Genomic DNA, 14639 nt, shown 5'->3' on the forward strand with positions numbered 1-14639 from the left:
TCTTTATAGATGTGGACGGATACTAAATAGTATAATGATTAGGGCGAATGTAAGGGGAAGGGCAGCAAATAGTTTTTATTACAAAATAGTGCTATAATATTGAATTGATTTCTTAATTAATAATAAAACAACGTGTGCTTACATACTGATTAGCAAATGCAGACAGATTTCATATACTGTTTAACAGTATTACGTTGGTTGGAGGTTCTTCTATGACTATTTACCATTTTGTAGGTATAAAGGGGTCAGGAATGAGTGCACTCGCACAAGTTCTTCATGATATGAAATTTCAGGTGCAGGGCTCAGATGTCGAAAAGCGCTTTTTTACACAACTGGCTCTTGAACAATCGGGGATTACGATTCTTCCCTTTCAAAAGGAAAATATAAAGCCAGGCATGACAATCATTGCGGGAAATGCCTTTCCCGATACCCATGAGGAAATACAAGAGGCGATGAGACTTGGACTTCCTATCATACGGTACCATCGTTTTTTAGGCGATTTTATGCAAAACTTTACAAGCATTGCCATTACAGGCGCTCACGGAAAAACATCAACTACAGGGTTGCTTTCTCATGTTATTGCTGGAGCAAAACCAACGTCATTTTTAATTGGTGATGGGACAGGAAAAGGTGAGGAAGGTGCAGAGTATTTTGTATTTGAAGCATGTGAATACAGACGACATTTCTTATCCTACTTCCCTGACTATGCGATCATGACAAATATTGATTTTGATCATCCAGATTATTTTGCCAATATTGATGATGTTTTTTCTGCCTTCCAAGAAATGGCCGTGCAGGTTAAAAAGGGTATCTTTGCATATGGAGACGATGAACAGCTTCAAAAAATTCAGGCGAAAGTTCCGGTTCTTTTCTATGGCTTCGGTGAAGAAAATGACTATCAGGCCAAAAACATAGTAAAAACAACTGATGGGACCAGCTTTGATGTATTTATTCGCAATACCTTTTATAACAAATTTTCCATTCCTACCTTTGGTGATCATAGTGTACTCAATGCACTTGCTGTCATCGGGGTTTGCCATTACGAGGAAATTGATGTGGAAATAGTAAAGGAACATTTACAAACGTTCCAAGGTGTAAAAAGAAGATTCTCTGAAAAAAGAGTTGGAACTCAAATTTTAATTGATGATTACGCCCATCATCCAACTGAAATAAGAGCGACGATTGATGCGGCAAGGCAGAAATATCCAGATAAACAGATTGTCGCTGTGTTCCAGCCGCATACCTTTTCACGCACCCAAGCATTCTTGGAGGATTTTGCGGATAGCCTAGGTCAGGCAGACAAAACCTATTTGTGTGAAATTTTTGGATCGGCCAGGGAAAATCACGGCAAGCTGACAATTAAAGATTTACAAGACAAAATTGAGAATTCTGAAGTCCTTTCAGAAGAAAATACTTCTGTTTTAAACAAGCATGAAAATAGTGTGATTATTTTCATGGGAGCCGGAGATATTCAAAAATTTCAAGAGTCATATGAAAAACAATTATCATAAGAAAAGCGTAAGCGCCTAGGCGCTGTAGCTAGACAATAAGTAGGAAAAAAGGATGCCAGCAAAATGGCATCCTTTTTTTTATTTGAGCTTATCAGGGTTTAGTACGTCTAATTCAGGTAAAACGAATAGGCCGTCTTTACGGATGAGGACATCATCAAAATAGATTTCCCCGCCGCCATATTCATTACGCTGGATGTTAACCATGTCCCAATGGATATTGGAATGGTTGCCATTGAAGGCATCATCATAGCATTGTCCCGGAGTAAAATGGAAGCTGCCGGCAATTTTTTCATCAAACAAGATATCCTGCATCGGCGTAAGGATAAATGGATTCACGCCAATAGCAAATTCCCCGATATAACGGGCTCCCTCATCAGTATCAAAGATTTTATTGATGCGGCTGGTATCATTCGATTCTGCTTCAACGATCTTCCCGTTTTTAAAGGTTAATTTCACATTTTCAAACGTAAAGCCTTGATACGGTGATGGTGTATTATAGGTTATAACACCGTTAACTGAATCCCTCACTGGAGCCGTGTAAACTTCGCCGTCAGGAATATTTAGCCTTCCCGCACATTTAATGGCCGGGATGTCTTTAATAGAAAAATGTAAGTCGGTACCCGGGCCAGTAATATGAACCTTATCCGTCCGGTTCATTAATGCTACCAAGCTGTCCATTGCTTGATCCATTTTAGCATAATCAAGATTACATACATTAAAATAAAAGTTCTCGAATCCTTCAGTGCTCATTTTTGCTAATTGTGCCATGGAAGATGTAGGGTATCTGAGGACAACCCATTTAGTCTTGGGAACACGGATGTCCCGGTGAACCTTTTTGCCAATCGTCTGGCCATGTATTTTCATTTTCTCATCCGGAACATCTGATTGTTCACTAATGTTATCACCAGATCGAAGTCCTATGTATGCATCCATCTTACTCATGACATTGGCTTCAAACTCAGCCATCATATTAAATTGCTCTACTTGTGCACCCATTAAAAGCGAACGGTCCACTTGATGGTCCTTTAACAGGACAAAAGGATATCCACCTGCGGCATATGCTTCCTTCACAAGTGCAGTCACAAGCTCCCGCTGCAGGCCAAAATTTTCAATCAGTACCTTTTCCCCTTTTTGAAGCTGGACAGAATAATTAATTAAATTTCTAGCAAGTTTTTCGATACGAGGATCCTTCACACTAACGCCTCCAACCCAAATTAATCTTTCAGTTCTATTGTATCCGAACAACATCAGAAAGTTGAAATTAGAGCTTTATATATAGGGAATTTTTTTAACAAGATGCAGGAAAACAAGACAAATTTATGGAAGTAGTATAAGATTATTTCGAGGTTTATATCTAGAAAGAATCGGATATACATATGGATAGGATTTGAAGGCGGAGGTGCACGATGCAAATTATTTTATACTTAAGCGCAGCAGTGGCAGCAATTGCATTTTTTGTGCTGGTTATCTATTTATCAAAGACACTTAAATCACTTCAAGTTACGCTGACAAGCGTTTCACACACCTTGAGTGGTTTAGAAAAACAATTGGATGGCGTCACAACAGAAACAACCTTACTGCTTCAAAAAACAAACGCACTAGCAGAAGATATTCAGCAAAAATCTGAAAGTCTAAATAGCGTGGTTGAAGCCGTAAAGGATGTAGGCACAACAGTGACCAAATTTAATGGGACACTCCAGAATATAACCCATTCAGTGGATCAGCAGGTAGAGGAAAATAAAGAAAAAATCTCACAAATTGTTCAATGGGGGAATATTCTCCTTGAATTAAAAGAAAAGTGGCAGTCTAGAAAACAGTCTAAACAAGAAGTAAGCGTAATTGAGAGACAAAAAGTAAGGTCACATTAACAAAACAAAGGAGGAAGAACATGACTAGTCGAGAATATGAGTTAAGAGAAACGAATCAAGTCCGTAATGAGGGATCTTCCAGCACCTTCTTTTGGGGTGCGGTTATCGGTGGAGTTGTAGGAGCTGCGGCAGCTTTGCTTTTTGCTCCTAAATCCGGGAGAGAACTTCGTACCACCTTGGGCAGTCAAGCTGATTCCATTATGGATAAAACTGTTAGCTTAAGGGAAAATGTAGTGGCTAAAAGTAATGAACTTGCTTCGAAAACATCATCTATTTCTCAGGGAATTGTCCTGCAATCCTCAGAACTTGTTAATAAAGTTAAAGGGAAAGCATCTCACAAGGATGAAGGGAGTACCGACTCCGAAGGAACCTATATTCCAATTCAAAGTTCGAATGAATCCCCATCAGTAAAAAAATCAGATAGCCCGGATATTAAAAAGAAGTTAGAGGAAGCACAAAAGGCTTTTGACGAAGAAGAAAGTAAAGTGAAACTATAATATTTGTGATAAAAATGGTGAAGTGTTAAAATTACTTCACCATTTATTTATTTTAGAGACTTTGGAGGTATATAGAAATGCTTAAAAAAATTGATACCGTTGAACAATTTGATAACTTAATGAACACTGAAGGTGAATTCTATCTTTTGAAACATAGTTTAACATGTCCAATTAGTCATGCTGCTTATAAGGAATATGAAAAGTTTGCAGGCTCCAATCAAGATATCCCGACTTACTTCTTAGCTGTTCAAGATTCGCGTCCGTTATCAAACGAAATTGCTGAACGATTCGAAATCAAGCATGAATCACCACAGGCTATTCTTTTTTCAGAAGGAAAGCCGCGCTGGAATGCTTCCCATTGGAAAATTACGAATCGTTCTCTTTCAGATGCAGCAAGTGGAAAGTAAATTTATTTTAACATTTTAAGAAACATTTACGGTGAATATGCATATATTACTCTATTATAAGTCCCGATACTTTAGCGCTTAAAAGCGTTTAATTGCTAAAGAAAAAATAGGTGACAAAAAAATATTTTTCGGCTATAATTAGTCTAATTATTCAAAAATTATAAAATTTAAAACTTTAGGCTTGTAAATCATTATCTTTGAATAGAGAATAACCTGAAATTTACTTCGAAAAGAAAATGATCTGCAAAAGGAAGGACGGGACAAATAATGAGCAATAATGAATTGGATCAACTGAGGACACGTGTTGATGAACTGAACTTGGAATTATTAAAACTAATTAATGAAAGAGCTCAGCTCGTTCAAGAGATTGGACGAGTAAAAGGTAATCAGGGTGTTTACCGTTACGATCCAGTCCGTGAAAGAAAGATGCTAGAAGTGATTAAAGAACATAATGATGGCCCGTTTGAGGATTCAACGATTGATCATCTCTTTAAGGAAATTTTTAAAGCAGGATTAGACTTACAGAAGGATGATCACGAAAAAGCATTACTAGTCTCCAGAAAGAAAAAGCCTGAAGATACGATTGTTTCATTGAAGGGTGAAAATATCGGGGATGGTAAACAACATTTTGTATTTGGTCCTTGTTCGGTGGAATCCTATGAGCAGGTAGCAACAGTAGCTAAGGCAATGAAAGAAAAAGGCTTAAAGCTTCTTCGGGGCGGTGCCTATAAGCCAAGAACGTCTCCATATGATTTCCAAGGATTGGGAGTAGAGGGATTAAAAATATTAAAACGTGTAGCTGACGAGTTCGATATGGCAGTTATTAGTGAAATTGTGAACCCGGCAGATATTGAATTAGCTTGTGATTACATTGATGTTATTCAAATTGGCGCCCGAAATATGCAAAACTTTGAGTTACTCAAAGCCGCTGGTGCAGTTAACAAGCCGGTCTTGCTAAAGAGAGGTCTTGCCGCTACAATTGAAGAGTTTATTAATGCAGCAGAATACATTATGGCACAAGGGAATGGCCAAATCATTCTTTGTGAGCGCGGAATTCGGACTTATGAACGGGCTACAAGAAATACATTAGATATTTCTGCCGTTCCAATTCTGAAAAAGGAAACACATTTACCGGTCATGGTGGACGTTACCCATTCAACTGGAAGAAGAGATTTATTACTTCCATGTGCGAAAGCCGCTATTGCCATAGGGGCAGATGGAGTAATGGCTGAAGTTCACCCAGATCCTGCGGTAGCCCTTTCAGACGCTCAGCAGCAGATGGATCTTAAGCAATTTGATGAATTCTATAGTCAATTACTAGCGTCAAATTTCGTTAATATTTAAAAAACTATAAATAATGAGAACCTTCTGCGCGAGTGGCAGAAGGTTTTTTTCTATTTAAGAACATTTTTAGAAAAAATATTGACTTTTTCAATTGCGGCTTTAATCTAGTTGTCGTATCATTAAGTACATATGAAGATTGTTTATTATCTCACAAACAACCAATGCGGATGGTCGTTAATCAGAGAAATTTAAACTAGACAAATAATCATGACTAGTTTTTTACAAACAGATGTAAAATAAAAAAAACAATGAACGTTATAGGAGAGTGTATAAAAGTGAATATTACTATTTATGATGTTGCAAGGGAAGCTAATGTATCAATGGCAACTGTTTCCCGTGTAGTGAATGGAAACCCGAATGTAAAACCGGTTACCCGGAAAAAAGTATTAGAGGTTATTGACAGACTAGGCTATCGCCCTAATGCCGTTGCCAGAGGATTAGCTAGTAAGAAAACAACCACAGTTGGAGTCATCATTCCTGATATATCGAGCATATTCTTTGCAGAATTAGCCCGTGGGATTGAGGATATTGCGACAATGTATAAGTACAATATCATCTTAAGTAATTCAGACCAAAATAAAGACAAGGAATTACATTTATTGAATACCATGCTCGGTAAACAAGTAGACGGGATTGTCTTTATGGGTGGAAATATTACGGCAGACCATGTCGAGGAATTCGGCAAATCCCCAGTTCCGATTGTTTTGGCAGGTTCTATTGAAGAGTCTAATCAAATTCCATCTGTAAACATTGATTATGAAGCTGCCGTTTATGATTCTGTAAAGGAATTTATTGAAAAGGGTCACAAGCATATTGCCTTTGTTGTTGGGCCGCTGCATGAACCAAAAAATGCTCAGAAAAAATTAAAGGGCTACCAAAGAGCTCTTCAAGACGCAGGTCTTCCATATAATGAAGAATTGATTGTTGAAGGGGACTATACGTACGATTCAGGAATCGAAGCTTTGGAGAAATTACTCGAAGCAGCAGACAGACCGACAGCGATTTTAGTTGGCTCTGATGAAATGGCACTTGGGGTTGTTCATGGAGCAGAGGACAAAGGCTTCCATATTCCGGAGGATTTTGAGGTCATTACCTCAGACAATACGCGTTTGTCACTTATGGTTCGCCCGCAGCTGACAACAATTGTTCAGCCGTTATATGATATTGGTGCAGTTTCTATGCGTCTTTTAACTAAATTGATGAATAAAGATAAGACAAGTGATTCAATCGTTGTTTTACCGCACCGTATTGAACATCGTAAGTCGACAAAATAAAACCAGAGGGTTGGCATCTAAAATGCCAACCCTTTCTGGTTATTAATATGAGAATGGTACTCTTCACTTGGTCAAGGCGCATCCACTTTTCTAATTTTTGTTTGGCTTCTAATTGGAAAGAGTGCTTTTTCAAGTGTTAGTAAATTTTTTTCTGTTATTTCTGCTTTTCGCGGAATCGGAGTGTATATCCCTTCAGGATCATCCCACTCCAATGGCAATGGAACAGGGGCCCGCTTTTGCCACTGCTCAATCCACTCACCTGGTAAACGGCCAAAGCAATTATTATTTTCCGTCATCTCTAGCCAAATCAGTGCCCATGCCCTAGGTACTACACGCCAGATATCATAACCGCCCCCACCGACAGCGATCCACTTACCATTACAATATTGATGAGCAATTTCATGTGCAAGCCGAGGGATTTCCCGATAAATTTTCATTGTTGCAGATAAATGTGTTAAGGGGTCATAATAATGGGAGTCAGCGCCATTTTGGGTTAGGATGACATCTGGTTTAAAAAATGCTGCTACTTCTTTGATCGCTTCTGTATAGACATGCAGCCATGATTCGTCCTCGGTAAAGGCATCAACAGGGATATTAAAGGAATAACCGTACCCTAGACCTTGACCTCGTTCATTAATGCTGCCTGTTCCAGGGAATAAATATCTTCCTGTTTCATGAATGGACAGGGTACAAACACTAGGGTCATCATAAAATGACCATTGAACACCATCACCATGGTGGGCATCTGTATCAACATATAAGACCCGGGCATGATATTTTTCTTGCAAATATCTAATCGCTACAGAGCTATCATTATAGACACAGAATCCTGAGGCTTTGCCACGGAAGCCGTGATGCAATCCTCCGCCAAGGTGAAGGGCATGCAGTGCCTTTCCCGTCATTACTTGGTCTACTGCCGTTAATGTCCCGCCAACCAATAGGGAACTCGCTTCATGCATGTTCGGGAAAACGGGGGTATCCTCTGTACCTAGTCCGTAATTTTCTGCAATATCCTTCGGAAGAGTCCCCTCTCCCGCCTGTTTTACAGCTTCTATGTAGCTATGGTCATGAATTAGCCTTAATTCCTCTTCCGTTGCCATCTTGGGCGGAATGATCTGCTCTGGCGTTAAAGCATTGATTTTACGTAAAAGGTCAACGGTCAATTGTAGCCGGAATTGATTAAAAGGATGATCGTTATTAAATTTATACTTTAGCAGTTCTTCTGAAAAAATAAAGGAGCACTGATCATTCATAGAGATATCCCCGGGAGATTGGGCCATAAGACATGATGGCCTGCTTGTTTAAGCTCTTGAATGAGTGCTGTTGGATTCATTGTTTGCACCCTTAGGACAAGTATTTTATAGTGATCATCGTTTTTATCTGGGTAGACGAGAACACTTAAGATATTAGCGTTTCTCTTTTTTATCAAAGCTGTTATATCACTAAGTACACCGGCAAGATTAGGAACCTTGATTTCGATCTGAGAACCAGGCTGGTGTGCTCCAGTTAATTCAACCATATTCCGCAGTAAATCTGTTTCCGTTACAATTCCGATTAGTTTTCGATCGTTAATAATCGGCATACAACTGATTTTGTGTTCATAAAACAAACCCGCTGCCTCTTCGACAAAATCAAGGGGATGTCCGGTGATTACATTTTTCTCCATAATGGTTTCTAGAGGTTTCTTTAGGTCTTCGGGATGTTCATTGGCGTGAAAGATAGAGGGAGTTGCTTCTCTTATTTTTGCAACTGTTATCAATCCTAATAAATGTTTGTCTTGATCTATAATCGGAATGTGACGAATTTTTCGTGTATCCATTAAATGTATAGCATCTGCAATCGTATTTGTCGGTAAAAGTACGGCAACATCTGTTTTCATTATTTCTTCTATAATCATATAAATCACCCTCAATCAAAAAGATTAAGCTGTCTAGCTCCTGTCCTGCCCGCTAAATGGCGCTACCACTTTTAGTACATAAATCGATTCATAAACCTAAGCCTGTCAAACTTTTGAATCGAATCAGCTTCTATTCTTTTTCCAATCCTGGCCATCAAACAGTTAGCAGGGTGAGAGCAAATCTCAGGATCATCGGTTGCATACCACTCAAGGCCGCCGGCATTCATCATTTTCTCCATAACCTTTCGGTAATCCCAAACATTTAATTTAGTACCTTTCAAATCCCAATGCCAATAATACTCAGTTGTAATCGTAATATAATCTTCCATGGCATCATCCATCATCGAGACGATCAACAGATTTTTACCGACGGAGCAGCCCCTGAATTTAGGGATGACCTCAATAGCTCCCAATTCAATCAGATTATCCATCTTTCCTTCTGACCATCGCTCAAGCGGGTCAGGATAAAGATAAGTTACATATCCAACGATGGTATGCAGGTCCCTGGCAATAATGATTCTTCCTTCAGGAAGATCTGCGATTCCAATCAACGCCTGATGCTGCTGCGCTGGCTGTCGAAACGCCACGAGGTCATGATGAAATTCATAGCCGGCAAGTTTTTCAGATGAAATAGGACCTTCAATAATTAAATTCCCATGAGGAGTTTTTAATTGTTTGGCATTGTATGTTTTTTTGTGTTCCATACTGTCACCTACTCTACAGAGATGGTTGTGATCAATTCTATTATACATAAAAACTATTAGAAAAAAGAAATTTCAAATAATTATGTAAGGAAATAGGTAATTGACCATAAAATTCAAGAAAATAATATTTTTAAAATTGTGAATAATTCTTGTTTGTACTATAATTATCTCATACTAGCAAATGAGGGGGAGATTCAGGTGAAAGTGGAAGCGCTGCCAGTTGTGCAAGGCGAGTTTAATCTTGATAATTATGAAGAAATGTACAAACGTTTTGACTGGAAGGAAACAGAAAAGCAATTTTCCTGGAGCGAAACAGGACTTGTAAATTTGGCTTATGAGGCGATTGACCGCCATGCGAACACCTTCCGGAAAAATAAGGTAGCCCTATACTACCGTGATGGTGCTAGAGATGAAAAGTATACATTTAAAGAAATGAAGGATTTATCTAATAAGGCAGCAAATGTATTGAAAACCTATGGTGATGTTGAAAAAGGCGATCGCGTCTTTATTTTCATGCCGCGCTCTCCGGAACTTTATTTTACCGTACTAGGTGCGATTAAGCTTGGTGCGATTGTCGGGCCATTATTTGAAGCATTTATGGAGGGAGCTGTACGAGACAGGCTGCAGGATAGTGAAGCAAAAGTTTTAGTTACAACCCCTGATTTGTTAGACCGTGTCCCTGTACAAGATCTGCCGGCCTTAAAGCATATCTTTGTAGTCGGGAATGATGTAGCAGAACAAGGATCAACGATTGACTTTTTAGAGAAGTTTAAATCAGCTAGTAAACAACTTAAGATTGAATGGGTGGATCGCAGGGATGGTTTGATCCTGCATTATACATCAGGGTCAACTGGAAAGCCAAAAGGTGTTTTGCATGTACATAATGCCATGATTCAACATTATCAAACTGCTAAATGGGTGCTAGATTTAAAAGAGGATGATGTATACTGGTGCACTGCCGATCCTGGCTGGGTGACAGGTACATCTTATGGCATCTTTGGACCATGGCTAACGGGAACTTCAAACGTCATCGTAGGCGGCCGTTTTAGCCCTGAATCCTGGTATCAGATGATAGAAGACTTTGGAGTAACTGTATGGTATAGTGCACCAACAGCATTCCGGATGCTAATGGGAGCTGGAGATGAACTTGTTAAGAAATTTGACTTAAGCAGTCTTCGACATATCCTAAGTGTAGGCGAACCGCTAAATCCAGAAGTGGTAAAGTGGGGTGCTAAGGTCTTTAATAAGCGGATACATGATAACTGGTGGATGACGGAAACAGGAGCGCAGCTAATTAGTAACTATCCTTGTATGGAAATAAAGCCAGGTTCGATGGGAAAACCGATTCCAGGTGTAGAAGCGGCCATTGTTGATAATCAAGGAAATGAACTGCCGCCATATCGAATGGGTAATCTGGCTATTAAAAAGGGCTGGCCATCGATGATGCACACAATTTGGAATAATCAAGAGAAATATGAATCCTACTTTATGCCAGGTGATTGGTATGTGTCAGGGGACTCTGCCTATATGGATGAAGATGGTTATTTCTGGTTCCAAGGCAGGGTGGATGATGTCATCATGACTTCTGGGGAGCGGGTTGGTCCTTTCGAAGTAGAAAGTAAACTCGTTGAGCATCCTGCCGTTGCCGAAGCAGGGGTTATTGGGAAACCAGATCCTGTCCGTGGTGAAATTATCAAGGCGTTTGTGGCTTTACGTGACGGTTTTGAAGCCTCTGAAGAATTAAAAGAGGAAATTAGACAATTTGTAAAGAAAGGTCTTGCCGCTCACGCAGCACCTAGAGAGATTGATTTCCGTGATAAGTTACCAAAAACACGGAGTGGTAAAATTATGAGACGGGTCTTAAAGGCGTGGGAGTTGAATCTGCCAACAGGGGACCTTTCAACAATGGAAGATTAATGAAAGTTTCAAACACACGATTATTCTAATATGATCGTGTGTTTTTGTTTTTATTTACAAGGATGTATCAAAACCAAGGTCTATGTTCACTAGTTCAACCGACAAGTCAAAAAAAGAATGGCTGTGAAAGCCATTCTTTTTCTTTGTACAGTATGTGAATCCAGATACTTATGGTGCGGTTGTACTACCATTCTGAGCTGGTGGTGTCACCGGTGGTGTAACTGGTGGTACAACGGGTGGTGTCACTGGTGGAGAAGCAGCTCCGACTTCAACCACATTAGAAGGTGCGGATTCTTTGCCGGCAATATCAACTGCTTTTACATGATAAGAGCCGTTTCCTGCTTTATAGGCGAGCTTTGAGCCGCTGTTAATACTTGCTACCTTGGTATTGCCTTGATATACACGGTAACCAACGACATCATTATCACTTGACCTGGACCAAGTTAAGGTATTTCCAGACACGGAAAGAGATACTGCGTCCGGATTTTTACCATTATCGACCATTTTAGCAGTAGGTACAAGCACTTTCCCCCAACGGTCCCTATTCGGAATCAACTGACTATAATTTTTAAAATTCCTTCCGACCATTCTAGTGATGAAGTCCGGGTTTAGGACCAAACCATATTGGGCAAACTCACTTGGAGTGGAATCCAAGGCTAAATACTTTCTGTCCCCTACGGTAACAAACTTTCCTTCCACTAAACTATCATCCACTTTTGTAGGAACATTGTTCACATTGAAATAATCACTTTGGATTAAGCCAGCCTTTGAACATGCCGCGGATGGCAGCAAACCGGAAACTGCACAGAAGGAGCGCTTTACGATCCCACTAGGCATTTGGAATGATTCCTTTGGATCCACTAAGTCTGGCTTGATATCATAAGCGGCATTTATTAATTCTGCCCACAAATTATTCGTCCGTTGACTATAGGACATTCCCGATGTCTGTAATGATTTAGGTGTATCATAGCCGGTCCAAATTCCAAAGGTGACATTAGGATTTGAAGCAACAAACCAAGAATCGATATACTGATTACCGGTTCCAGTTTTGCCGGCCCAATCTGCACTGAACTTCAATTTACTCTTAACTCCAGCTGCAGTCCCCATTTTGATAACATCCCGCATCATATCAAGTGTAAGATATGCGGTTTGAGGCTTAAAGACATCTACAGGTTTTACTTCATGCTGGTAGATGATCTTGCCATCTTTATCGACGATCTTATCGATCATATAGGCATCAATAAATTTCCCGCCATTTGCAAACGTACTAAATGCATTGGTATTTTCCTCAATCGTAACACCTGTTTCCATTGAACCAATCGCGGTTGCAAGATTGGTATAATCGGGCTTTTTCAGAGAAGTAAACCCCATTTTTTCGAGATATTTTGCCGGCTGTTGTGCAACGATATCTTTATACAGTTTTACAGCCGGAACGTTATACGATTTAGCTAATGCATAGCGGGCGGAAACGATCCCACTATACCTTAAATCATAGTTGCGCGGCCATGGGGTGCTTCGACCATCAGCAAGACTAAGCGCAACATCTGGAAGCGGCATTCCTGGTGAAGCTTTGCCTAACTCAATTGCCGGACCATATACGAGCAGAGGCTTCATCGTCGAACCATTCTGCCTGATGGCACTAGTAGCATGATTAAGCTGCTGGTTTCCATAATTTCTCCCAGGAACAAAACTGATAATTTTCCCGGTCTTGTTTTCAATCAGCTCTGCCCCCACTTCGACAGGCTCCATGGCCGTTACTTCTTTTCCAGTTTCCGGATCCTTTTTCACTTGAGCCTTATCGGGTCCGTAGTATTTATAATTATCTTTTACGGTTTGCATCTTATCATAAATATTTTTGTCTATCGTTGTATAAATCTTGTAACCATTTTGATGGAGGTCGTGAGTAGCTATTGTCTTATATTTATAATAAAGTGTATCATCATTTTTCAGATCCTTATCGGTGTATCCATCTTTTTTTGCCAGCACAGTGGTAAGGACGTCGAGAGAACGTTTTTCAATTTCAAAGGTAAGCCATGGGTATTTTTCAAGTGGATTGGGTACAGGCTTAATAAAATCCTTTGTGATGTCGTAGGCTGAGGCTTCTGCATATTGCTGCTGGTTTATGTATCCACCATCAAACATTCTTTTTAAAACGGTTTTCATCCGAGTCAGTCCTGGCTCAAGATTATTCTTTACTGTACCTTCTCTTGTAAAGGGTGTATAACCAAATGGACTTTGCGGGAGACCGGCAATGAAGGCTGCTTCCGGCAGTGTTAGTTCACTAGCACTTTTTCCAAAGATTCCTTTAGCTGCTGCTTGGACACCGGCAATGTTTTGACCTGAAGAATTTCTGCCAAAGGTTGAAACATTGAGGTACGCTTCTAAAATTTCTTTTTTGTTGAAGAATTTCTCTAAACGAAGGGCAAGTAAGATTTCATTAGCTTTCCTTTGAAAGGAGACTTCATTGGTTAAAATTTGATTTTTAATTAATTGCTGTGTTAACGTACTTCCACCTGATTGAACAGCGGAATTTGTCACCTCTTGAAAAAGAGCTCGAAAAACAGCTTTCGGTACGACCCCATTATGCTGATAAAAGTATTGGTCTTCCGTTGCAACTACTGCATTGGTCAAATCCTTTGAGACTTGATCAAGTTTAACCTCTTCCCGGACCAAATCGGTCCTTAGCCTGCCAAGGTAGACATTATCAGCAAAATATAAGTCCGAGGTTTCGGTATAATTATAAATATCCTTTTTCATACTGTCGTATGAGCGAACGGGTTCATCTTTAACTAGTGAGGCAAAGTAGCCTGCACCAACACCTGTCGCAAATGATCCACCTAAAATGCCGACAGTTAGTACAAGGAGAATTAAGTTCCAAACGACTTGGTAGGTAATTCGTGCACCTTTTACCGTTTTTCTATGGGTAAGTACGGTCCATATTGATTTTCCTTTTTCCATCCAAGCCTGTAATTTTTCATTCATTCAGAGCATCACCTCAATATAAAATCACATCCATTATAGCATACCGATGGACTAAAAACTGACAACCTTCTACATTTTCTGAAATTTCCAGTTCGAGGTTTGACAGGGGAATGGAAATATGTTAAAAAAAGCTATAGCATATTTTATATTTAAAGCTGTGAAGGGAATCAACTGTAGTTCTTCTATCCCTGTTTGTAGAGAGTCAGCGGTGGTGAAAGCTGATACACATAGAGGAATG

Annotated in this window: 12 protein-coding genes and 1 other annotated feature (1 of these 13 only partly in view); of the genes, 7 read left to right on the forward strand and 5 right to left on the reverse strand. The window is 39.7% G+C overall.

Translation table 11 applies throughout. The features are described from left to right. Positions 1-212: 212 nt before the first annotated feature. On the forward strand, positions 213-1511 hold the full coding sequence (gene murC, locus ACZ9EE_RS22790; RefSeq protein ID WP_476030802.1) for a UDP-N-acetylmuramate--L-alanine ligase: 1299 nt from the start codon (positions 213-215) through the stop codon (positions 1509-1511). Between the two features lie 78 nt (positions 1512-1589). Here murC and ACZ9EE_RS22795 read toward each other — a convergent pair whose 3' ends face one another. Further along, entirely contained in the window at positions 1590-2705 is a 1116-nt protein-coding gene (locus ACZ9EE_RS22795) for an aminopeptidase (RefSeq protein ID WP_476030804.1), read from the reverse strand. 212 nt (positions 2706-2917) lie between these two features. On the opposite strand from ACZ9EE_RS22795, the gene ACZ9EE_RS22800 reads away from it, so the two are divergent. The 5 genes from ACZ9EE_RS22800 to ccpA all read left to right on the forward strand — a co-directional run bounded on the left by ACZ9EE_RS22800 (position 2918) and on the right by ccpA (position 6901). Beyond that, entirely contained in the window at positions 2918-3379 is a 462-nt protein-coding gene (locus tag ACZ9EE_RS22800) for a DUF948 domain-containing protein (RefSeq protein ID WP_476030806.1), read from the forward strand. A gap of 20 nt (positions 3380-3399) precedes the next feature. Continuing rightward, positions 3400-3876, forward strand: coding sequence for a YtxH domain-containing protein (locus tag ACZ9EE_RS22805; RefSeq protein WP_476030808.1), 477 nt, complete (start codon positions 3400-3402; stop codon positions 3874-3876). Positions 3877-3953: 77 nt separating this feature from the next. Next, complete coding sequence (ytxJ, locus tag ACZ9EE_RS22810) at positions 3954-4283, forward strand: bacillithiol system redox-active protein YtxJ (RefSeq protein WP_476030810.1); 330 nt, start codon at positions 3954-3956, stop codon at positions 4281-4283. 267 nt (positions 4284-4550) lie between these two features. Further along, positions 4551-5627, forward strand: coding sequence for a bifunctional 3-deoxy-7-phosphoheptulonate synthase/chorismate mutase (locus tag ACZ9EE_RS22815; protein WP_476030812.1), 1077 nt, complete (start codon positions 4551-4553; stop codon positions 5625-5627). A gap of 248 nt (positions 5628-5875) precedes the next feature. Further along, entirely contained in the window at positions 5876-6901 is a 1026-nt protein-coding gene (gene ccpA, locus ACZ9EE_RS22820; protein WP_476030814.1) for a catabolite control protein A, read from the forward strand. Between the two features lie 71 nt (positions 6902-6972). Here ccpA and ACZ9EE_RS22825 read toward each other — a convergent pair whose 3' ends face one another. From ACZ9EE_RS22825 to ACZ9EE_RS22835, 3 genes are all read right to left on the reverse strand, one after another. Beyond that, complete coding sequence (locus tag ACZ9EE_RS22825; RefSeq protein WP_476030816.1) at positions 6973-8154, reverse strand: acetoin utilization protein AcuC; 1182 nt, start codon at positions 8152-8154, stop codon at positions 6973-6975. Then, positions 8151-8798 carry an acetoin utilization AcuB family protein gene (locus tag ACZ9EE_RS22830; protein ID WP_476030818.1) on the reverse strand — a complete coding sequence of 216 codons (648 nt, stop codon included), beginning with the start codon at positions 8796-8798 and terminating at the stop codon, positions 8151-8153. Before ACZ9EE_RS22830 ends, ACZ9EE_RS22825 begins: the two co-directional genes overlap by 4 nt. A 71-nt stretch (positions 8799-8869) precedes the next feature. Continuing rightward, entirely contained in the window at positions 8870-9502 is a 633-nt protein-coding gene (locus ACZ9EE_RS22835) for an N-acetyltransferase (RefSeq protein ID WP_476030820.1), read from the reverse strand. 198 nt (positions 9503-9700) lie between these two features. Here ACZ9EE_RS22835 and acsA point away from each other — a divergent pair, with 198 nt between their 5' ends. Then, on the forward strand, positions 9701-11419 hold the full coding sequence (gene acsA, locus ACZ9EE_RS22840; RefSeq protein ID WP_476030822.1) for an acetate--CoA ligase: 1719 nt from the start codon (positions 9701-9703) through the stop codon (positions 11417-11419). Positions 11420-11587: 168 nt separating this feature from the next. On the opposite strand, the gene ACZ9EE_RS22845 is transcribed toward acsA, so the two are convergent. Beyond that, on the reverse strand, positions 11588-14401 hold the full coding sequence (locus ACZ9EE_RS22845; protein ID WP_476030824.1) for a transglycosylase domain-containing protein: 2814 nt from the start codon (positions 14399-14401) through the stop codon (positions 11588-11590). Positions 14402-14549: 148 nt separating this feature from the next. Then, positions 14550-14639: a binding site (T-box leader), on the forward strand; it runs 128 nt beyond the window's last position.

The organism is Bacillus sp. URHA0034, from assembly GCF_056280405.1.

Coding starts and splice junctions, on each gene's coding strand:
- murC (WP_476030802.1), top strand. CDS start 213: ATGACTATTTACCATTTTGTAGGTATAAAGGGGTCAGGAATGAGTGCA.
- ACZ9EE_RS22800 (WP_476030806.1), top strand. CDS start 2,918: ATGCAAATTATTTTATACTTAAGCGCAGCAGTGGCAGCAATTGCATTT.
- ACZ9EE_RS22805 (WP_476030808.1), top strand. CDS start 3,400: ATGACTAGTCGAGAATATGAGTTAAGAGAAACGAATCAAGTCCGTAAT.
- ytxJ (WP_476030810.1), top strand. CDS start 3,954: ATGCTTAAAAAAATTGATACCGTTGAACAATTTGATAACTTAATGAAC.
- ACZ9EE_RS22815 (WP_476030812.1), top strand. CDS start 4,551: ATGAGCAATAATGAATTGGATCAACTGAGGACACGTGTTGATGAACTG.
- ccpA (WP_476030814.1), top strand. CDS start 5,876: ATGAACGTTATAGGAGAGTGTATAAAAGTGAATATTACTATTTATGAT.
- ACZ9EE_RS22825 (WP_476030816.1), bottom strand. CDS start 8,154: ATGAATGATCAGTGCTCCTTTATTTTTTCAGAAGAACTGCTAAAGTAT.
- ACZ9EE_RS22830 (WP_476030818.1), bottom strand. CDS start 8,798: ATGATTATAGAAGAAATAATGAAAACAGATGTTGCCGTACTTTTACCG.
- ACZ9EE_RS22835 (WP_476030820.1), bottom strand. CDS start 9,502: ATGGAACACAAAAAAACATACAATGCCAAACAATTAAAAACTCCTCAT.
- ACZ9EE_RS22845 (WP_476030824.1), bottom strand. CDS start 14,401: ATGAATGAAAAATTACAGGCTTGGATGGAAAAAGGAAAATCAATATGG.